Source organism: Buchnera aphidicola (Shivaphis celti) (genome assembly GCF_039349365.1).
GTDB lineage: Bacteria > Pseudomonadota > Gammaproteobacteria > Enterobacterales > Enterobacteriaceae > Buchnera_L > Buchnera_L aphidicola_AL.
The window spans coordinates 400,681-422,485 of record NZ_CP134977.1 but is presented as its reverse complement, the minus strand read 5'-3'; the positions used below and the strand labels follow the sequence as shown (position 1 = coordinate 422,485).

16 protein-coding genes and 4 tRNA genes are annotated in these 21,805 nt (G+C 24.8%); 14 read left to right on the top strand and 6 right to left on the bottom strand.

Annotation, left to right across the window (positions count from 1 at the left end; all coding sequences use genetic code 11):
- Positions 1-3,615: 3,615 nt before the first annotated feature.
- Positions 3,616-4,980, top strand: coding sequence for a ribosome biogenesis GTPase Der (gene der, locus RJT40_RS02125; protein ID WP_343182533.1), 1,365 nt, complete (start codon positions 3,616-3,618; stop codon positions 4,978-4,980).
- A gap of 13 nt (positions 4,981-4,993) precedes the next feature.
- On the opposite strand, the gene RJT40_RS02120 is transcribed toward der, so the two are convergent.
- The 3 genes from RJT40_RS02120 to RJT40_RS02110 form a co-directional block, all read right to left on the bottom strand.
- Positions 4,994-5,320: a 2Fe-2S iron-sulfur cluster-binding protein gene (locus tag RJT40_RS02120; RefSeq protein WP_343182532.1), complete on the bottom strand. Its 327-nt coding sequence runs from the start codon at positions 5,318-5,320 to the stop codon at positions 4,994-4,996.
- 130 nt (positions 5,321-5,450) lie between these two features.
- On the bottom strand, positions 5,451-5,834 hold the full coding sequence (gene iscU / locus RJT40_RS02115; protein WP_343182531.1) for a Fe-S cluster assembly scaffold IscU: 384 nt from the start codon (positions 5,832-5,834) through the stop codon (positions 5,451-5,453).
- Between the two features lie 23 nt (positions 5,835-5,857).
- Positions 5,858-7,072 carry an IscS subfamily cysteine desulfurase gene (locus RJT40_RS02110; RefSeq protein WP_343182530.1) on the bottom strand — a complete coding sequence of 405 codons (1,215 nt, stop codon included), beginning with the start codon at positions 7,070-7,072 and terminating at the stop codon, positions 5,858-5,860.
- A 192-nt stretch (positions 7,073-7,264) separates the two neighbouring features.
- Here RJT40_RS02110 and RJT40_RS02105 point away from each other — a divergent pair.
- The 9 genes from RJT40_RS02105 (at position 7,265) to RJT40_RS02065 (ending at position 15,069) form a co-directional block, all read left to right on the top strand.
- Positions 7,265-7,337, top strand: a tRNA-Trp gene (locus RJT40_RS02105).
- A gap of 83 nt (positions 7,338-7,420) precedes the next feature.
- Positions 7,421-9,283 carry a dihydroxy-acid dehydratase gene (gene ilvD / locus RJT40_RS02100; RefSeq protein ID WP_343182529.1) on the top strand — a complete coding sequence of 621 codons (1,863 nt, stop codon included), beginning with the start codon at positions 7,421-7,423 and terminating at the stop codon, positions 9,281-9,283.
- Between the two features lie 98 nt (positions 9,284-9,381).
- On the top strand, positions 9,382-10,857 hold the full coding sequence (ilvC, locus tag RJT40_RS02095) for a ketol-acid reductoisomerase (RefSeq protein ID WP_343182528.1): 1,476 nt from the start codon (positions 9,382-9,384) through the stop codon (positions 10,855-10,857).
- 9 nt (positions 10,858-10,866) lie between these two features.
- Entirely contained in the window at positions 10,867-12,807 is a 1,941-nt protein-coding gene (locus tag RJT40_RS02090) for a UvrD-helicase domain-containing protein (protein WP_343182527.1), read from the top strand.
- 52 nt (positions 12,808-12,859) lie between these two features.
- On the top strand, positions 12,860-13,192 hold the full coding sequence (gene trxA, locus RJT40_RS02085; RefSeq protein WP_343182526.1) for a thioredoxin: 333 nt from the start codon (positions 12,860-12,862) through the stop codon (positions 13,190-13,192).
- A 180-nt stretch (positions 13,193-13,372) separates the two neighbouring features.
- On the top strand, positions 13,373-14,632 hold the full coding sequence (rho, locus tag RJT40_RS02080; RefSeq protein WP_343182525.1) for a transcription termination factor Rho: 1,260 nt from the start codon (positions 13,373-13,375) through the stop codon (positions 14,630-14,632).
- Positions 14,633-14,744: 112 nt separating this feature from the next.
- Positions 14,745-14,818 (top strand) — tRNA-Arg (locus RJT40_RS02075).
- A gap of 79 nt (positions 14,819-14,897) precedes the next feature.
- Positions 14,898-14,970 (top strand) — tRNA-His (locus RJT40_RS02070).
- Between the two features lie 25 nt (positions 14,971-14,995).
- A tRNA-Pro gene (locus RJT40_RS02065) sits at positions 14,996-15,069 on the top strand.
- Positions 15,070-15,071: 2 nt separating this feature from the next.
- Here RJT40_RS02065 and cyaY read toward each other — a convergent pair.
- Positions 15,072-15,413: an iron donor protein CyaY gene (cyaY, locus tag RJT40_RS02060; protein ID WP_343182524.1), complete on the bottom strand. Its 342-nt coding sequence runs from the start codon at positions 15,411-15,413 to the stop codon at positions 15,072-15,074.
- Between the two features lie 107 nt (positions 15,414-15,520).
- Between cyaY and dapF the strand changes: the two genes are divergently transcribed.
- A complete protein-coding gene (gene dapF / locus RJT40_RS02055; RefSeq protein WP_343182717.1) occupies positions 15,521-16,360 on the top strand; it encodes a diaminopimelate epimerase in 840 nt (279 codons plus the stop codon).
- 105 nt (positions 16,361-16,465) lie between these two features.
- Positions 16,466-17,722: an MFS transporter gene (locus tag RJT40_RS02050; protein WP_343182523.1), complete on the top strand. Its 1,257-nt coding sequence runs from the start codon at positions 16,466-16,468 to the stop codon at positions 17,720-17,722.
- Between the two features lie 81 nt (positions 17,723-17,803).
- Here the strand turns inward: RJT40_RS02050 and RJT40_RS02045 are convergent, their stop codons facing one another.
- Complete coding sequence (locus RJT40_RS02045; RefSeq protein ID WP_343182522.1) at positions 17,804-18,553, bottom strand: class I SAM-dependent methyltransferase; 750 nt, start codon at positions 18,551-18,553, stop codon at positions 17,804-17,806.
- A 137-nt stretch (positions 18,554-18,690) separates the two neighbouring features.
- Between RJT40_RS02045 and RJT40_RS02040 the strand changes: the two genes are divergently transcribed.
- Complete coding sequence (locus RJT40_RS02040; RefSeq protein ID WP_343182521.1) at positions 18,691-19,980, top strand: hypothetical protein; 1,290 nt, start codon at positions 18,691-18,693, stop codon at positions 19,978-19,980.
- A gap of 63 nt (positions 19,981-20,043) precedes the next feature.
- Positions 20,044-21,003 carry an elongation factor P--(R)-beta-lysine ligase gene (gene epmA, locus RJT40_RS02035; RefSeq protein WP_343182520.1) on the top strand — a complete coding sequence of 320 codons (960 nt, stop codon included), beginning with the start codon at positions 20,044-20,046 and terminating at the stop codon, positions 21,001-21,003.
- Positions 21,004-21,020: 17 nt separating this feature from the next.
- Here the strand turns inward: epmA and RJT40_RS02030 are convergent, their stop codons facing one another.
- Positions 21,021-21,770, bottom strand: a complete 750-nt coding sequence (locus RJT40_RS02030; protein WP_343182519.1) for an FAD-binding oxidoreductase — start codon at positions 21,768-21,770, stop codon at positions 21,021-21,023.
- Positions 21,771-21,805: the final 35 nt, after the last annotated feature.

Here is a 21,805-nt window from a genome sequence, read left to right as displayed (position 1 = left end):
TAAATAAATATCCTTTTATTTGTTTATATAAATATTATATTATTTCTTGGCAACTGAGTTGTATAAATATTATATTATTTCTTGGCAACTGAGTTGTATAAATATTATATTATTTCTTGGCAACTGAGTTGTATAAATATTATATTATTTCTTGGCAACTGAGTTGTATAAATATTATATTATTTCTTGGCAACTGAGTTGTATAAATATTATATTATTTCTTGGCAACTGAGTTGTATAAATATTATATTATTTCTTGGCAACTGAGTTGTATAAATATTATATTATTTCTTGGCAACTGAGTTGTATAAATATTATATTATTTCTTGGCAACTGAGTTGTATAAATATTATATTATTTCTTGGCAACTGAGTTGTATAAATATTATATTATTTCTTGGCAACTGAGTTGTATAAATATTATATTATTTCTTGGCAACTGAGTTGTATAAATATTATATTATTTCTTGGCAACTGAGTTGTATAAATATTATATTATTTCTTGGCAACTGAGTTGTATAAATATTATATTATTTCTTGGCAACTGAGTTGTATAAATATTATATTATTTCTTGGCAACTGAGTTGTATAAATATTATATTATTTCTTGGCAACTGAGTTGTATAAATATTATATTATTTCTTGGCAACTGAGTTGTATAAATATTATATTATTTCTTGGCAACTGAGTTGTATAAATATTATATTATTTCTTGGCAACTGAGTTGTATAAATATTATATTATTTCTTGGCAACTGAGTTGTATAAATATTATATTATTTCTTGGCAACTGAGTTGTATAAATATTATATTATTTCTTGGCAACTGAGTTGTATAAATATTATATTATTTCTTGGCAACTGAGTTGTATAAATATTATATTATTTCTTGGCAACTGAGTTGTATAAATATTATATTATTTCTTGGCAACTGAGTTGTATAAATATTATATTATTTCTTGGCAACTGAGTTGTATAAATATTATATTATTTCTTGGCAACTGAGTTGTATAAATATTATATTATTTCTTGGCAACTGAGTTGTATAAATATTATATTATTTCTTGGCAACTGAGTTGTATAAATATTATATTATTTCTTGGCAACTGAGTTGTATAAATATTATATTATTTCTTGGCAACTGAGTTGTATAAATATTATATTATTTCTTGGCAACTGAGTTGTATAAATATTATATTATTTCTTGGCAACTGAGTTGTATAAATATTATATTATTTCTTGGCAACTGAGTTGTATAAATATTATATTATTTCTTGGCAACTGAGTTGTATAAATATTATATTATTTCTTGGCAACTGAGTTGTATAAATATTATATTATTTCTTGGCAACTGAGTTGTATAAATATTATATTATTTCTTGGCAACTGAGTTGTATAAATATTATATTATTTCTTGGCAACTGAGTTGTATAAATATTATATTATTTCTTGGCAACTGAGTTGTATAAATATTATATTATTTCTTGGCAACTGAGTTGTATAAATATTATATTATTTCTTGGCAACTGAGTTGTATAAATATTATATTATTTCTTGGCAACTGAGTTGTATAAATATTATATTATTTCTTGGCAACTGAGTTGTATAAATATTATATTATTTCTTGGCAACTGAGTTGTATAAATATTATATTATTTCTTGGCAACTGAGTTGTATAAATATTATATTATTTCTTGGCAACTGAGTTGTATAAATATTATATTATTTCTTGGCAACTGAGTTGTATAAATATTATATTATTTCTTGGCAACTGAGTTGTATAAATATTATATTATTTCTTGGCAACTGAGTTGTATAAATATTATATTATTTCTTGGCAACTGAGTTGTATAAATATTATATTATTTCTTGGCAACTGAGTTGTATAAATATTATATTATTTCTTGGCAACTGAGTTGTATAAATATTATATTATTTCTTGGCAACTGAGTTGTATAAATATTATATTATTTCTTGGCAACTGAGTTGTATAAATATTATATTATTTCTTGGCAACTGAGTTGTATAAATATTATATTATTTCTTGGCAACTGAGTTGTATAAATATTATATTATTTCTTGGCAACTGAGTTGTATAAATATTATATTATTTCTTGGCAACTGAGTTGTATAAATATTATATTATTTCTTGGCAACTGAGTTGTATAAATATTATATTATTTCTTGGCAACTGAGTTGTATAAATATTATATTATTTCTTGGCAACTGAGTTGTATAAATATTATATTATTTCTTGGCAACTGAGTTGTATAAATATTATATTATTTCTTGGCAACTGAGTTGTATAAATATTATATTATTTCTTGGCAACTGAGTTGTATAAATATTATATTATTTCTTGGCAACTGAGTTGTATAAATATTATATTATTTCTTGGCAACTGAGTTGTATAAATATTATATTATTTCTTGGCAACTGAGTTGTATAAATATTATATTATTTCTTGGCAACTGAGTTGTATAAATATTATATTATTTCTTGGCAACTGAGTTGTATAAATATTATATTATTTCTTGGCAACTGAGTTGTATAAATATTATATTATTTCTTGGCAACTGAGTTGTATAAATATTATATTATTTCTTGGCAACTGAGTTGTATAAATATTATATTATTTCTTGGCAACTGAGTTGTATAAATATTATATTATTTCTTGGCAACTGAGTTGTATAAATATTATATTATTTCTTGGCAACTGAGTTGTATAAATATTATATTATTTCTTGGCAACTGAGTTGTATAAATATTATATTATTTCTTGGCAACTGAGTTGTATAAATATTATATTATTTCTTGGCAACTGAGTTGTATAAATATTATATTATTTCTTGGCAACTGAGTTGTATAAATATTATATTATTTCTTGGCAACTGAGTTGTATAAATATTATATTATTTCTTGGCAACTGAGTTGTATAAATATTATATTATTTCTTGGCAACTGAGTTGTATAAATATTATATTATTTCTTGGCAACTGAGTTGTATAAATATTATATTATTTCTTGGCAACTGAGTTGTATAAATATTATATTATTTCTTGGCAACTGAGTTGTATAAATATTATATTATTTCTTGGCAACTGAGTTGTATAAATATTATATTATTTCTTGGCAACTGAGTTGTATAAATATTATATTATTTCTTGGCAACTGAGTTGTATAAATATTATATTATTTCTTGGCAACTGAGTTGTATAAATATTATATTATTTCTTGGCAACTGAGTTGTATAAATATTATATTATTTCTTGGCAACTGAGTTGTATAAATATTATATTATTTCTTGGCAACTGAGTTGTATAAATATTATATTATTTCTTGGCAACTGAGTTGTATAAATATTATATTATTTCTTGGCAACTGAGTTGTATAAATATTATATTATTTCTTGGCAACTGAGTTGTATAAATATTATATTATTTCTTGGCAACTGAGTTGTATAAATATTATATTATTTCTTGGCAACTGAGTTGTATAAATATTATATTATTTCTTGGCAATATCATTATTTTTGTTTTTAGTATATAATATTAATATGTTTTTACAGATTTTATCAAAAAATAACTATTTTATTTTTATTTATAGAGATTATAAAATATGCAATTTTGTGTCACTTTAGTTGGTCAAACAAATGTTGGAAAATCAACTATATTTAATAGAATACTTAATAAACAGTGTTCAATCGTACATCATTTATCTCATTGTACAAGAGATCGAAAATATAGCAAGATAAAATATAAAAATTTTGATATTAAATTGTTTGATACAGCTGGAATTACAATAGATTATTTGCATCAACATGATTTTTTAAAAAAACAAATTTTTTCTCAAACGATGTTAGCGGTGAATGAATCGAAATTAGTTATATTAGTAATTAATGCAGAATATGGTTTTTGTGTAGAAGATGAATTATTATTACGTATGATACAATGTCAATCAAAGAAGATATTTCTTGTAATTAATAAAATAGATAAAATACAAAATGATGTATATTCTTTTTATGAATACAATTTTTTTGGCGTGAAAGATATTTTTTTTGTTTCAAAGTTTCAAAAAGAAGGATTTGAAAATTTAAAAAAAAAAGTTTTATATTGGATAGATAAGTATTATAAAAAAAACTTATTTCTATTAAAAAAAAGTTTGATATGTCGTAGTAAAATAAATTATTCTCATCTTTTTCAAGTTGCAATTGTCGGACGGCCTAATGTAGGAAAATCAACATTATTAAATACATTATTAAAAACAAATAGAGTAATTACATGTAATAGTCCAGGTACTACTCGTGATAGTATTTCTGAAGAAATAATAGTGTTGAATAAAAAATATATATTTACTGATACTGCTGGAATTAAAACACAAAATAGTGATACTATACAATACTATTCAATTTTAGAAACTTTAAAAACAATTTCTCATATTAATATTGTCCTTTTAGTTTTTGATGCAAAACAACAAATAAATAAACAAGATATTTGGATATTAAATACAATTATTGATTCTGGGAAAATATTATTAATTTTATTTAATAAAGCAGAGAATCTTTCTGTAGTACATCAAAATAAAATAAAAAATTATTTGTATTCGAAAAATAGTATGATGAAATTTTTTTATATTCATTTTATTTCTTCTATATATAAAATAGGAATTAATAGAATTTTTTATTTAATATATAGAATAAATTATGATTGTAATAAACTAATAAAAACTGCTAAGTTAAATAAAATTATGCAATATGCTGTTTCGAAATACCCATTACAATCGTTTAAGAGAAAAAATATAAAATTAAAATATGTACATATTGGTGGATATTTTCCACCTATTTTAGTAATACATGGTAGTAATGTATATTATATTCCTCAAAATTATAAGCGGTATTTAGTGAATTTTTTTCAAAAACAACTAAATATTAAAGGTATGGTTTTGAAAATAATTTTTAAGAATCAGATGAATCCATATGCATAGTTTTAAATAGAAACTATGGTAATTTATATTTTGGAATTTTAACAATAATATCTGATGTTATATGAATAATTTTTGCCTGACAGGACAATCTACTGTTATATTCTACGTCAGAAGCTTTATCTAATACATCTTCCTCTCTTTCAGTAATTCTAGATAAATTTTTATATCCTTTTTCAATAATACAGTGACATGTGCTGCATGCACATGATTTTTCACAAGCGTGTTGCATATTAATATTATTTTTTAAAGCAATATCTAGTATTGTCATTCCAATTTTCATTACACAATATTTTTCTTTTTTTAGTAATGTATTATGTGGTAAAAAAATAATTTTTGACATATTGTTTTATCCTTATTAAAAACGTTGAATATGTAATATTTTTTATTGGATGTTTTATAATAAATTTTTTATTTAATTTTATTATCCTGATACATTTAATTTTTATATAAATATATCAGGAAATTGAAATTTATTTTTTTTTTTTTTTATAATCACGAATAGCAATTTTAATTGCGTCTTCTGCTAAAACAGAACAATGGATTTTTACTGGAGGTAATTCTAGTTCTTTTGCAATCGTTTCATTGGTAATTTTTTCCGCTTCTTCTATTGATTTTCCTTTAATCCATTCTGTGATTAATGAACTGGAAGCAATAGCTGACCCACAACCATACGTTTTAAAACATGCATCTTCGATGATGCCATTTTTATTTACTTTAATTTGTAGTTTCATGACATCGCCACAAGCAGGTGCTCCTACTAAAGCATTACCAATTTTTTTTGAATTAATGTTTTTAAATGATCCGACATTGCGAGGGTTTTCATAATGATCAAGAATTTTTTTGCTATATACCATAATATTTTACTATCCTTATATACTTAATTATGTTTCCATTGTACTTTATCTAAATCAATTCCTGATTTGTACATTTCCCATAATGGTGATAGTTGACGTAATTTTTTGATTGCCTGATGAATGATTTGAATTGCGTAATTAATTTCTTCTTTTGTTGTATATCTTCCTAATGAAAATCGAATTGAACTATGAGCTAGCTCATCTTTAACTCCTAATGCACGTAGTACATAAGAAGGTTCCAAACTTGCAGAAGTACAGGCAGATCCAGATGACACTGCTAAATTTTTTAGGGCCATAATTAATGATTCTCCCTCGATAAAATTAAAACTAACATTTAAAATATGTGGAGCACTATATTTTAAGTTGGTGTTTAAGTATATTTCTTCAATATTTTTAATTCCATTCCATAAAAGGTTTCTCAATTTTAATATATAAGAAAATTCATGATGCATCTTTTTTTTTATAATTTGACATGCTGTACCCATTCCAATGATTTGGTGCACTGGTAATGTTCCTGATCGCATACCCCTTTCATGATTTCCGCCGTGTATTTGCATAGTTAATCTTACTCTCGGCTTTCTTTTTACATATAGTGCACCAATTCCTTTGGGACCATATATTTTATGTGCAGAAAATGACATTAAATCAATATGGATTTTTTTTAAATCGATAGGTAATTTACCTATTCCCTGAGTTGCATCTACATGAAATAAAATATTATTTTCTTGACATATTTTTGATATCTTTGTAAGATCTTGCGTTGTTCCAGTTTCATTGTTAACATACATGATAGAAATTAATATTGTTTTTTTATTTATTTTTTTTTTTATATCATCAAGATGAATTCTCCCATCTTGTTTTGGGTCGATATAAGTAACAAGATATTTTTTTTGTTCTAAGTATTTACATGTGTCTAATACAGATTTATGTTCCACACTACTTGTTATGATATGATTACCTTTTTTTTTATAAAATGCACAACAACCTTTAATTGCTAGATTATTAGATTCAGTAGCGCCAGATGTAAATATTATTTCTCGAGAATCAGCATTAATCAATTGTGATATTTGTTCTCGAGCAAGATTGACTGCTTCTTCAGCTTGCCAACCAAATTGATGTGATCGTGATGCTGCATTACCAAAATTGTCGTTTAATGTTAAATAATCTAACATATTTTTTACAACTTTTTGATCGACTGGAGTTGTTGCAGCATAATCTAAATAAATTGGAAATTTCATACATTTCATTCCATTATTTTAATATTTTTATGTATAAAAATATTTTTATCATATTATATTTTAAAAGAATATAATAATATTATATGTTTATTCTTTGTATTTTAAATAATTTATTTCATGATTTTATATACGTTAATTGATTAATTTCATAGTAGACTAAATAAATTTAATTCAGTATAATATCAAAAAAAAAGGGATGTAACTCAATTGGTAGAGTATCGGTCTCCAAAACCGAAAGTTGGGGGTTCAATTCCCTCCATCCCTGTTAGAAATTTGGTTTATTATAGTGTAGGATCATTTTATTATTTATTTATTTATATTAAATTTTATTTTATTTTGAGATAAAGTATGCCTATATATCGTTCCAAAACTAGTACAAGTGGTAGAAATATGGCTGGTGCTCGTGCTTTATGGAGAGCAACAGGAATGAAAGATGATGATTTTAAAAAACCAATTATTGCTATCGTCAATTCTTTTGCAGAATTTGTTCCAGGACATATACATTTACAACAGGTCAGTAAGTTGATTGCAAATGAAATTATTGCTTCTAATTTGGGTGTACCAAAAGAATTTAATACAATTGCTGTAGATGATGGTATTGCAATGGGACATTCAGGTATGCTGTATTCTTTACCCTCTCGTGATTTAATTGCAGATTCTATTGAATATATGATTAATGCACATTGTGTAGATGCTATGATTTGTATTTCTAATTGTGATAAGATTACTCCTGGTATGTTTATGGCAGCGTTGAGGTTAAATATACCTACTGTGTTTGTTTCTGGAGGTCCTATGGAATCTGGAAAGATATTGAACATGAAAGGTATGAATAGAATCAATTTAGTTGATGCTATTAGCTACAGTGCAAATCCTGAAATTTCTGATCAAACAGTAGATGATATTGAAAAATCTGCTTGTCCTACCTGTGGTTCCTGTTCAGGTATGTTTACAGCTAATTCTATGAATTGTTTAATTGAAGCACTTGGTTTAGCGTTACCTGGAAATGGAACATTATTAGCTACACATATTGATAGAAAAAAGCTTTTTATTAATTCTGCAAAAGTAATAGTAGAATTAACTCACAGATATTATGATGAAGATGATTTATCTACTTTACCTAGAAATATTGCAAATAAATATGCATTTGAAAATGCTATGCGATTAGATATTGCTATGGGTGGTTCTACAAATACAATATTACATTTATTAGCTGCAGCACAGGAAGGTAATATTGATTTTAATATTTCTGATATAGATAGATTATCTAAAAGTACGCCACATTTATGTAAAGTAGCTCCTAGTACTACATTGTATCATGTAGAAGATGTTCATCGTGCAGGAGGTGTGATAGGTATTTTAAATGAATTAAATAATATAGGTTTATTACATAATCAACTTAAAAATGTGTTAAACGTTTCTTTGAAAACCATGTTAATGAAATACAACATTTTAGATAATTGTCACGAAAGTATTCTTAATATGTTTAAAGCAGGACCATTAGGTATACGAACCGTTCAACCGTATTCTCAAAATTTTCGGTGGAAAACTGTTGATCGTGATCGTCGATTTGGCTGTATTCGTTCCGCAGATTTTTCTTATAGCAAAGATGGTGGTTTAGCTGTTTTATACGGAAATTTAGCACAAGATGGATGTATTGTTAAAACTGCTAGCTTATCGAATCAACAATTAGTGTTTCAAGGTCCTGCAAAAGTTTATGAAAGTCAAGAAGATGCAGTATCAGCAATTTTAAATCGCGATGTTGTTGCTGGAGATGTGGTTGTTATTCGTTATGAGGGGCCTAAAGGAGGTCCAGGGATGCAGGAAATGTTGTATCCTACAGCTTATTTAAAATCTATGGGAATAGATCAAGATTGTGCTTTAATTACTGATGGAAGGTTTTCTGGAGGTAGTGCAGGTTTATCAATTGGACATGTATCTCCAGAGGCAGCAAATAAAGGTATAATTGCTTTAGTAAAAAATGGAGATTTAATATATATAAATATTTTGAAACGTATTATTCAGTTGAAAGTTTCAGAGGAAGAGTTATGTATTCGTAAAACACAAGAATTATCTTCTTTTAAATCTTATCAACCTAAATGTCGTATTCGAAAAATCTCTACAGCATTAAAAATTTATTCTTTATTTGCAATGAGTGCAGATAAAGGAGCTGCTCGTAATGTTAAAAAAATAGATGATTTTTTTGTTCAATAATTTTTAATTATGATAATTAATTTGTTTTAAAATACAATATTATTGGAAATGATTGATATCTTTTTTTGATAAAATACATAATTTACGGAAATATATAAATGAAGAATTATTTTAATCAATTGAACTTTAGAGAAAAAGTTATACAATTACAAAATTGTAAATTTTTAAAGAAAAGTGAATTTTATGATGTATTGCGATTTTTAAAATCTAAAAAAATTGTTATTGTTGGTTGTGGTGCGCAAGGATTAAATCAAGGATTAAATATGCGTGATTCAGGGTTGAATGTTTCCTTTGCATTAAAAAAAAATAGTATTTTAAATAAAAATCAGTCTTGGAAAAATGCTATAAGAAATAAATTTTTGGTTGGTGAATATAATAGTTTAATACCCCATGCTGATTTAGTAATTAATTTAACTCCGGATAAACAACATACAAATGTTGTTCAGTCTATTCTTCCATTAATGAAAAAAAATGCAATTTTAGGGTATTCACATGGATTTAATATTGTAGAAGTAGGAGAGAAAATTAGAAAAGATATTACAGTAATTATGGTTGCTCCAAAATGTCCAGGAACGGAAGTACGTGAAGAATATAAACGAGGGTTTGGAGTTCCTGCTTTAATTGCGGTACATTCCGAAAATGATCCGTTAAAAAAAGGTTTAAACATTGCAAAATCTTGGGCTTGTGCAATTGGTAGTCATCATGCTGGTGTTTTATATTCTTCTTTTATTGCAGAAGTAAAATCAGATTTGATGGGTGAACAAACTATTTTGTGTGGTTTATTGCAATCAAGTTCAATTGTTATTTATGATAAATTAATTGCTAGCGGTTATTCATCAGATTATGCAGTAAAGTTATTACAACATGGATGGGAGATCATTACAGAGTCTGTGAAACATGGCGGCATTACTTTAATGTTAAATCGTGTATCTAATTCTGCAAAAAATAGAATATGTGAATTATCAAACAAACTTAAAATAAAATTATCTCCTTTATTTCAACAGCATATGGATGATATTTTATCAGGAAAATTTTCTTATGATATGATAGCTGATTGGAATAATGGCGATAAAAATTTATTGACATGGCGTACTAAAGTTAAGAATACAAATCTTGAAAAAGCACCTGAATCAACATATTCTTTATCAGAAGAAGAATATTTTCGTCACGGGACTTTAATGATTGCGATATTAAAAGCAGGGATAGAATTGGCATTTGATATTATGGTTTCTTCTGGAATGAAACCAGAATCAGCATATTATGAATCTTTACACGAGCTACCATTAATTGCTAATACAGTATCTAGAAAAAGATTTCATGAAATGAATCTTGTGATTTCTGATACAGCAGAATATGGTAGTTACTTATTTACCTTCCGATCGATATCAATATTACGTAGTTTTATTAATGTATTGCCGAAAGAGGATATAGGAATGGAATATCCGAATAAAAATATCAGTAATCTTGATTTACAAAAAATATATGAAAATATTGCCAATCATCCTATTGAAAATATAGGGAAAAAGTTACGAAAGAATATGATCAATATGAAAAGTATTACAAATAATATTTAACGCGTTTTTATGATGTATTTAAATGAACAACAGATGCATGCAGTGAATACTATTAATGGACCATGCTTAATTTTAGCGGGTGCTGGTTCTGGAAAAACTACTGTTATTGTAAAAAAGATTATTCAATTAATAAAAAATTATGGATATCATGAAAAAGGGATTTTTGCCATTGCTTTTACCAATAAATCTGTTCAGGAAATGAAACAAAGAGTCTTTCAAGAAATAAAATATATTAATCAAAATAATATAAATATATTGACATTTCATGCATTAGGTATGAAAATTATTTCTAGCGCACTAGATGCAATAGGTTATCGACCTAATTATATATTATTTGATAAAATGGATCAAAGATCTTTAATTAAAAAAATTGTTTCAAATAATATTTGTTATGATTACACAGTTTTACAAAAAATATTATTATACATTTCTTATCAAAAAAATAATATTATTAGTCCAAAAAAAGCTAGAAAGAAATCTATTACTCATTTCGAAAAAATATCTTCTCAATATTATCATGAATATAATCTGCGATTAAAGCAATATAATGCATTTGATTTGGATGATTTAATTTATTTTGCAGTAAAAATATTAATGAAAGTGGATAATATAAAAAAAAAATGGCAAAATTCTATTAAATATTTATTAGTTGATGAATATCAAGATGCTAATTATGGTCAGTACAAATTAATTCAATTGTTAACAGAAAGGAATAAAAATTTCACTCTTGTCGGAGATGATGATCAATCTATTTATTCATGGAGAGGGGCAAATGATCAAAATATTTTACTTTTAAAGCGAGATTATTTAGATTTACAAGTAATTAAAATGGAGCGTAATTATAGATCTTCGAAAAGAATATTAAATGTTGCGAATCAATTAATTTCAAATAATGTACATATTTTTTCTAAAAGATTATTTTCAAATTTAGAAAATGGAGTAAAAATTCAAGTATTGAAATTAAAAAACGAATATGAAGAAGCAAAAGAAATTGTTAATAATATTCTTTCTCATAAATCACAACATCAATGGTGTTATAAAGATTACGCTATTTTGTATCGTACAAATAAACAATCAAAGGTTTTTGAAGAATGTTTATTTCAAAATAATGTACCATATGTTATATATGGGGGAAATTCTTTTTTTTTACAGCCATCTGTAAAAATTTTAATTTCATATTTAAAATTTATTATTAATCAAAATGATAATATTTCTTTTTTAAATATTATTAATACCCCATTTCGAAAAATTGGAAAAATAACAATAAAAAAAATTATTTCCTTTGCTCAAGAACAGGATAAAAGTTATTTCAATGTTCTTAAAAATAAAAAATTTCTTGATACTGTAGGTAAAAATACAAAAGCTGTTTGTATAATTTTTTCTTCATGGATTGAAGAAATAGTTATTTATGCCAAGAAATATCCAAGAAAAGTATTATTAAAAATAATTTATGATATAAATTATGAACAATGGTTATCGAAAATCATTAAAATAGATGTATTTTTTCAATCGGTCAAAGATAATATTAATACTTTATTAACTACAATGTTAAATTTTTTTAATAAATTTGAAAAAAAAAATAAAAAAAATGAGTATACCACTTTAGTGGAGTTAGTAAATCAATTGATATTACATGATCATTATAAAAATCTTTCATCTAGTAAAACAAGTGATGTAATACAATTGATGACTATACATGCAGCAAAAGGACTAGAATTTTCTTCTGTTTATATTGTAGGATTGGAAGAAGGATGTTTCCCTTACTTGTATAAAAAAAAAAATATTAATTTATCTGAAGAACGTCGGTTGTTTTATGTCGCAATTACAAGAGCTAGAAAAAAATTGACTTTAAGTTTTTGTTCTTACAAATATTTTTATGGTATAATGAAATCTATGAAACCTAGTAGGTTTTTATTTGAATTACCTAAATGTGATTTAGTTTGGAAATAAATATTGTTATAAATTTTAATGATTAATTTTATTGCATAGGAGATATATTATTATGAGTACTATTTTACATGTAGATAATAAAAATTTTGATACAATACTTTCTTCAAAGGATTGTCCAATTATAATAGATTTTTGGGCAGATTGGTGTAGTCCTTGTAAAATTTTTTCTCCAATTATTGATGAAATTGCAATGAAATATAAAGATTTTGTGGTGGTTGCAAAAGTTAATGTAGATGATTGTAAAGAAATTGCTTTAAAATATCAGATTAAAAGTATACCGACATTGTTATTTTTGAAACGTAAAAAATTAATTGTACAAAAAGTTGGTGTAATTTCAAAACTGGAAATTCAGAATATACTACATAAATATTTTCAAATAGCATAGCTATTTATTTTTATAATATATTTATATATTATAAAATTGATAGATATTTTTTTTATATTATGTTATTATATTAGTATTATTCTAATTATGAATATAGAATATATTTCAATTATCCTACATAGAATGAACCCATCAATCTTTTTCTAGTGATATCAGATTTTATTAAGAAATAAAAATTTTATGAATCTTACTGCATTAAAAAATATGTTAGTTTCAGAGTTGATTATTCTAGGAAATAAAATTGGTTTAGAAAATTTAGCCAGAATGAGGAAACAGGATATTATTTTTACGATTCTGAAACAACATGCCAAAAGTGGGGAAAATATTTTTGGAGACGGCGTACTGGAAATTTTGCAGGATGGTTTTGGTTTTTTACGTTCTTCAGATAGTTCATATTTAGCTGGACCGGATGATATATATGTTTCTCCAAGTCAAATTCGAAGATTTAATCTTAGAACAGGAGATACTATTTCTGGTAAAATTAGACCACCTAAAGAAGGTGAACGGTATTTTGCACTTTTAAAAGTTAAAAAAGTGAATTATGATAAACCAGAGAATGCTCGAACTAAAATATTATTTGAAAATTTAACTCCCTTACATGCCAATTCTAGATTAAGAATGGAGAGAGGAAATGGTTCTACGGAAGATTTAACTGCTCGGGTATTAGATTTGGCCTCTCCTATAGGAAGAGGGCAAAGAGGTTTAATTGTTGCTCCTCCAAAAGCGGGAAAAACGATGTTATTACAAAATATTGCACAAAGTATTGCATATAATCATTCAGATTGTGTGTTAATGGTTTTATTAATTGATGAAAGACCGGAAGAAGTTACTGAAATGCAACGACTAGTAAAAGGAGAGGTGATTGCTTCTACTTTTGATGAACCATCTGTTCGGCATATTCAAGTTTCTGAAATGGTAATTGAAAAAGCAAAGCGTTTAGTAGAACATAAAAAAGATGTGATTATTTTATTAGATTCAATTACTCGTTTAGCCAGAGCGTATAATACGATTATTCCATCTTCTGGAAAAGTGTTAACGGGTGGTGTCGATGCAAATGCTTTACATCGACCAAAACGTTTCTTTGGAGCGGCAAGAAATGTTGAGGAAGGGGGTAGCTTAACAATTATTGCTACTGCATTAGTAGATACTGGTTCAAAAATGGATGAAGTAATTTATGAAGAATTTAAGGGTACTGGAAATATGGAATTACCCTTATCGAGAAAAATAGCGGAAAAACGTGTTTTTCCAGCGATTGATTATAATCGTTCCGGAACAAGAAAAGAAGAATTATTAACTTCTTCTGAAGAATTACAAAAAATGTGGATTTTGAGGAAAATTATTCATCCTATGAATGAAATTGATGCTATGGAATTTTTAATTAATAAATTGTCTATGACAAAAACTAATTATGAATTTTTTCATATGATGAAAAGAAAGTAAAATTGAAAATATATTTTTATAAATAATAAAAAATTATAATAATATATTATATTGATTAAGAAAAGCAATGTTATATATAATATATTATTATAACTTTTTTGTAGAATTGCATGCGCTCATAGCTCAGTTGGATAGAGTGCTACCCTCCGAAGGTAGAGGTCTCAGGTTCGAATCCTGATGAGCGTATATGATAAAATATTTACTTTAAGTTTTATTTTTGTTATAATTATTAATAAAGTATTGAATATATTTTATATTTTTAATGGTGACTATAGCTCAGTTGGTAGAGTCCTGGATTGTGGTTCCAGATGTCATGGGTTCGAGCCCCATTAGTCACCCAAATATTTTTGATGATATAATTTTCGGCGAATAGCGCAGCTTGGTAGCGCAACTGGTTTGGGACCAGTAGGTCAGGGGTTCGAATCCTCTTTCGCCGATTTTATTTGACAATAGTAATAAATTTACTAAAATCTACCTTTTCATTTCCTTGAATATAAAACGCTTCTTCTAAAATTCTCCAAAAATTTTTTTTTGTTTTACTGCATATCCAGTTATTATTCTGATAATTAAAATGATAACCGTTATTTTTAGTAGCCAACCAAATTTGTTTTAATGTTTCTTGTTTACTAACGATAATTTTATTATTTAATGAAAAAGAAATAGTCATCATATGATGTACTATTTCATAATCCATTTCTGTTTTGTGATCAAATTTATCTAAATAATCTTCAATATGACATAAAATTTGATTGTATAAGGTTATAAATTTAGTATTATTCATATTTTTATTCTATTTATTTTTATTAATGAATAATTGTATTATATTATAATTATGATTTTTATTCTTAATTAATGTGAATTTTATATATGTCTGATAAATCTAAAGAAATATATTTTTCAAAAATGCATGGTTTAGGAAATGATTTTGTTATTTTTGATAGAATCAATCAAAATTTTCATATTTCACCAGATATAATAAAAAAAATATCTCATCGTAATCTTGGAATTGGTTGCGATCAAGTATTGTTTGTAGAAAAATCTCAAAAATTGAATTTTGATTTTTATTATCGAATTTTTAATGCTGATGGATGTGAAGTTGCACAATGTGGTAATGGTGCGAGATGTTTTGCATATTTTGTATATTTAAAAAATCTAACAAAAAAAAGAGAAATTTATGTTTATACTAATTATAGTTCTTTAGTATTAAATATAAAGAATTCTAATAATATTATTGTTGATATGGGAAAACCACAGTTTAATTTTAATAAACATGAAGTATGTACATCTAATAATTTAATTGTACAGAATTTAAAAATTAATACTATGTTGTTTAAATTTGGCGCAGTTTTTTTAGGAAACCCACATTGTGTTATTATTGTAAAAAATATTAAAAAATGTAATGTTGATACAATAGGTAAATATTTTAATCAATGCGGTTTATTTAAAGATGGCGTTAATGTTAATTTTATGCAAGTTGTTTCTAAAAATAATGTTATTTTGCGTGTTTATGAACGAGGAGTGGGAGAAACACAAGCTTGTGGAAGTGGAGCTTGTGCTGCAGTAGTGTTTGGAATAACTAATGGTTTATTAGATTCTCAAGTAATTGTTAATTTGCCTGGTGGAAAGTTACGTATTTTGTGGAAAGGGTTAAATCATTCAGTATATATGTGTGGTCCCGCTGTTCATGTGTATGATGGATTTATTGATCAAAAATTTTTAATTGTATAATTTATATCTTTTCATTTTAATGAATATTAAAATAAAGTGTAATTTTACGTGTTTTATATATAATATTTATTATAATGTATAATTTACATAATTTGGAGAGCTATTTTGTTTGAATTTAGTAAAAATGCACAAAATGATTATCAGAAAAACAAATTGATTAAACTTTGCTACAAAAATAAAAAGTATATTTTTCAAAATACAATAACATTTAAAAGAGTAATTTTTGCACTTTTTTCTGCTGGATTATCAACATTTTCAATTTTATATTGTGTACAACCTATATTGCCAACATTTTCTAGCGAATTTCATTTATCACCAGCGCAAAGTAGTTTATCTCTATCAGTAGCTACTGCTTCTATGGCAATAGGCATGTTATTTACAGGTTCTTTATCAGATACATTTGGAAGAAAAATAGTCATGAGTATTTCTTTATTATTAGCTACTTTTTTAACAATTTTATGTTCTTTTATGAATACATGGATTGAAATTATTTTCTTGAGAACATTAACTGGATTAACATTAAGTGGTGTTGCAGCAGTAGCGATGACTTATTTAAGTGAAGAAATACATCCTAAAGTGATTCCATTTGCTATTGGTTTGTATATTAGTGGAAATACTATTGGTGGATTTTCTGGTAGATTTTTAAGTAGTGTTTTAGTTAATTATTGTACCTGGTCTCGATCTTTATTTATTATTGGTTTATTATCGTTAACTGGTTCTTTATTATTTTTATTATTATTGCCTCAATCGAACAATTTTCAAGGAATTTCTCTTAATCCAAGAAAAATTTTTCATAGTTTTGTATTACAATGCAAAGATCGTGTATTACCTATATTATTTTTTATTGGTTTTATATTAATGGGTAGTTTTGTTACTTTATTTAATTATGTAGGATATAGATTAATGATTCCTCCATTTTCATTAAATCAAATGATTATAGGATTACTTTCTATAGTATACTTGACTGGTGCTTATAGTTCTCCAAAAGCCAGTGAGTTTATTATAAAATATGGTCGTAAAAATGTTTTAATTTATTCTTTATTAATTATGATTATTGGTATTGTGTTTACACAATTGGATTTTTTGATTTTAATTATTTTTGGTTTAATGATGTTTTCTACTGGGTTTTTTTCTGCACATTCTGTTTCTAGTAGTTGGGTAGGTCATCGAGCGACTATAGCTAAAGGTCAAGCATCTTCATTATATTTATGTTGTTATTATTTAGGATCTAGTATATTAGGAACTTTTGGTGGGATTTTTTGGTCGTTAGGAAATTGGATGGGAATTTCTATTTTTATTATTTCTTTATTGCTCATCGGTATTCGTATGATATCAAAGTTAAATCAAAAAAATTGTAATTAAATTTAATTATATGCTTTATTTTTTATTTTTTTTTTTTTTTTTTTTTTTTTGATTTGCTTTAGATATCAAATATATGTTTTTTTAAATTTTTATTTTATGATTAATATAAATGTCGAATCGATATTTTTTAGTTTTAATTGAATAACTTGGTTTGTGACATGAAATATATGAAGATGTTTTTGGTCGTTTAACTACTATTTTATATACAGAAAATTTCATGCATTCGTGAAACAAGTTGATAGAATCTAAATCACTTCCTACTATTTTTTTTATAATTTTTATATTTTTTTTAGGTAATGATTTTTGTTTATATGAAGGAAACATAGGATCTATATATATTACATCAGGTTTTTGAAGGTTCATTTGATTTATATTAATTGATGATGCATATATTAGTTTCATTTTTTTTTTTATCAAAGTACCAATCATTTTGTCTTTAAATCCTCTTTTTAATCCATCTTCTAATAAAATAGATAAAATAGGGTTTCTTTCTATCATAGTGATATTGTATCCATGTGAAAATAATATAAAAGCATCTTTTCCTAAACCTGCAGTAGCATCTAAAATATTTATTTTTTTTTTTTTTTTTATTTTTACTGCTTTTATAATTTTTCTTTTATAATCTTTTTTATATTGTTGAAAATTTTGATAGTTAAAATTTATCCATATATTTTTCTCTTTTTTATTTGTATTATCTTGTAATTCAATACGATTTGCTTGGAGAATCAACGAAAATTTAGCATATTGATCGTCAATTAAATTCCATTTATTTATTATTTTTTTTTTATTTACTGATTTCGTTTTATTAATAATTTTAATTTTATATTTCATTGTATTAAAATATATATTTTATGGTATAATGTAATATTATTAAGAATAATTTTATATTTATTTATAATATTTAAATAAATATGATTTTATTTAAATAAACAATAAATATTCATTAATTTATAAGGGAATAAAATATTATGTCATTTACCTTCCCTGTTAATATTCAACATGTTACAGTAAATGCTGTTATTCAACAACATTGTGTATACCATACTATTATTAGTCATGTTCATCAAGTAAATAAAAAAATATTACATGTTTCTAAAAAAAATATTTTTAATTTTTTTCCTGTGATTTCAAAAATAAAATTTATATCATATATTCATAATACTATTTTAAAAAAAATGGTATATAAACATATAAGTAAAATAAATTTTTTCGGTATTTTAAACAGGAAAATTAATGAAAATGTTTCATATGAAAAACATGTACAAGATTTTTTATCCTCTGTTCCTTTTTTTGATTTTTATAAAGATTTAAAAGATAAAAAGTATAATTCTCTTTTAGGAGATTTAATTCAAAATGTGGTTTTTGCTGTTCCTAAAGCTGTTACTACTTGTGTGAAAATTTCCCCTAATCCTATAGATTTAGTTGAGTCTAATTTAGATGGATCAAGATTTTGTAGTACTATTAAACGATCTGTTGATTGTATTAAAAACATTTTTTCTTTTAATAAAAATATAGAAAATTTTATACAGGACAAGGTTGATTGTATAAAATCAAATATTGAACATCCAACTTCTTTTTTAAAAAAAAATTTATTTTTTCAGTATTTAAAAAAGAATTTTAATTTTCGTACCTCGGATTATGTTGATTTTCCTATGATGGGTAGTTTTTTTTATCATTTTGATTCTAGAGATATAAGTGTGCAAAATGATATTTCTGTGAAAAAAATTAATGATTTGAGAAAAAATATTAAAGAAATTTGTTGGGTTTCTTTAAAATCTGTTAATCAATTACATAGCACTGTTTTGTTTAGTAAAAAAATATTTCATGATGCTAAAAATGTGATTAATATGCGTCATGGTATTATTTTTCCAATAAATATTATCATTGATGGGAGAAATTTTTCCCATCAAGAAAATCGTATTATGTATATTAATTTTAAAAAAAATATTCCTGATATCTTTTTAAGAAAATTAATTTTTACATGTTTTAAAAATGATTTAACAAGTAGACCATGTTTAGAAATATTTTATCATGCAAAAAAAATATCAAATTTTAGTCCAGAAAAATGTACTGTTTTTTATACAATTAATAATATTAAGGACCATAGAATTCATTTGACAGTAACTTACTTAGGAAAATTAACTAAAGTAAATAAAAATGATTTTTTGATTGATTATAAAAACTTTGGTGCTAAAACATCGGTAATTTTATCTAAATATGAATTACCAAAGATCAATTATTTTAATTTTATTAATTAATTTATTTATATTAATTTATCTGTTAATATTTTTAAATAAATTTTTTACTTTTGGATGATATTGATGGATACTAAATTTATTTATCGATTATACAAAAGGTCAAATTTTCTTTCTAAAGTTCGTAATTTTTTTTTTCAAAAAAATATCGTTGAAATAGAAACACCTGCATTAACAAAATATACGGTTACTGATTTGCATTTATTTCCATTACAAGTAATTATGGATAATAAACAAGATGATTTAAAAAGTACGTTATGGTTAATAACAAGTCCAGAATATCATATGAAACGATTATTGTCGGATGGTTTTGGTCCAATGTATCAAATTTGTCATGCCTTTCGAGATAATGAATATGGTAAGTTACATAATACAGAATTTACAATATTAGAATGGTATCAACCATTTTATAATATGTTTGATATGATAGAATTGATTGAAATATTTTTAAATAATATTTTTCATATATTATATTCTGATAAATCTTCTTATGAAGATATTTTTATGAAATTTTTGAATATTAATCCATTATCAACTGATATTCAAGAGCTAAATTCTATTTTATATAATCATGGTCATAAACATTTAATTCATAAAGAAAATAATATTTCTGATTTATTAAGTATAATTTTTAATATTTTTATTGAAAAAAAATTAGGATTATACAGACCAATTTTTATATACCATTACCCTTTTCAACAAGCCTTACTTGCAAAAATTAATCAGTATGATTTACGTATTGCGGATCGTTTTGAAATATTTTTTAAGGGAATTGAAATAGGAAATGGATTTTGTGAATTAATTGACGCAGACGAACAGTATAGAAGGTTCAATCATGAAAATAATTTGCGAGTGTATCGTAATTTAAAAAAACGTTGTATTGATCAACGTTTTATAAGTTCATTACGTAGTATTTATATGCCTGATTGTTCAGGAGTAGCGATTGGTTTAGATAGAATTGTGATGATTTTGTTAAATGTATGTTCTATTAAAGAAATAATTTCCTTTGATGATAAAAGTTGTTAACATTTTATTTTACATATTTACCAATAATTTTCGCTACTGATATTTCCTGGGGATCTCCTTAAATGTTTTTTTAAATTTCTATGTTTAATTAAATAATTTTGTGTTTCTTTTACCATAGCAGGATTTCCGCATAACATAACATGAGATGTTTGTGGATGCAGAATATGTCCTACTGTTGTTTCGATTAATTGATTTTTTAGTAGTGTTGGAATTCTTCCCTGTAACGAAGAAGAATTTTTTTCTTGACTAGTAATAGTTTGAATTATAATTTTTTTTTCATATTTTTTTTGAATATTTTTTATTAAGGGAAGGTATATGAGTTCTTCTGTATATTTTACTGCGTATATTATTATTATTTTTTCAAATTGATCTAATTTAGATCCATCTTGTAAAATAGAACAAAATGGACCTATTGCTGTTCCAGTAGCAAACATCCATAATATTTCACATTTTGGAATTTCATATATAGTGAAAAACCCTGATGATTGTTTAGAAATTAGTATTTCGTCACCAGGAATTAATTTGTATAACAATTTGGACATTATTCCATTTGGAATGTGTGTAATAAAAAATTCAAGATTTTTGCTTTTTGGAGGATTTACATATGAATATACTCTTTTAATGTATTTATTGTTTTTTTGCAGTATAGCAAGTTTTGCAAATTGTCCTGCAAGGAAAGGAGAAATATCAGCATGTAAAATGATGCTAAATAATCTTTTAGTCCATTTTTTTTTTTTAATGATTTTTGCCGTTTTCCATATTACCATTAATATTCCTTGAATAAAATATAAAAATATTTTTT

Bases quoted from the DNA above. Each gene is read 5' to 3' on its own strand.
- der (WP_343182533.1), top strand. From the start codon at position 3,616: ATGCAATTTTGTGTCACTTTAGTTGGTCAAACAAATGTTGGAAAATCA.
- RJT40_RS02120 (WP_343182532.1), bottom strand. From the start codon at position 5,320: ATGTCAAAAATTATTTTTTTACCACATAATACATTACTAAAAAAAGAA.
- iscU (WP_343182531.1), bottom strand. From the start codon at position 5,834: ATGGTATATAGCAAAAAAATTCTTGATCATTATGAAAACCCTCGCAAT.
- RJT40_RS02110 (WP_343182530.1), bottom strand. From the start codon at position 7,072: ATGAAATTTCCAATTTATTTAGATTATGCTGCAACAACTCCAGTCGAT.
- ilvD (WP_343182529.1), top strand. From the start codon at position 7,421: ATGCCTATATATCGTTCCAAAACTAGTACAAGTGGTAGAAATATGGCT.
- ilvC (WP_343182528.1), top strand. From the start codon at position 9,382: ATGAAGAATTATTTTAATCAATTGAACTTTAGAGAAAAAGTTATACAA.
- RJT40_RS02090 (WP_343182527.1), top strand. From the start codon at position 10,867: ATGATGTATTTAAATGAACAACAGATGCATGCAGTGAATACTATTAAT.
- trxA (WP_343182526.1), top strand. From the start codon at position 12,860: ATGAGTACTATTTTACATGTAGATAATAAAAATTTTGATACAATACTT.
- rho (WP_343182525.1), top strand. From the start codon at position 13,373: ATGAATCTTACTGCATTAAAAAATATGTTAGTTTCAGAGTTGATTATT.
- cyaY (WP_343182524.1), bottom strand. From the start codon at position 15,413: ATGAATAATACTAAATTTATAACCTTATACAATCAAATTTTATGTCAT.
- RJT40_RS02045 (WP_343182522.1), bottom strand. From the start codon at position 18,553: ATGAAATATAAAATTAAAATTATTAATAAAACGAAATCAGTAAATAAA.
- RJT40_RS02040 (WP_343182521.1), top strand. From the start codon at position 18,691: ATGTCATTTACCTTCCCTGTTAATATTCAACATGTTACAGTAAATGCT.
- epmA (WP_343182520.1), top strand. From the start codon at position 20,044: ATGGATACTAAATTTATTTATCGATTATACAAAAGGTCAAATTTTCTT.
- RJT40_RS02030 (WP_343182519.1), bottom strand. From the start codon at position 21,770: ATGGTAATATGGAAAACGGCAAAAATCATTAAAAAAAAAAAATGGACT.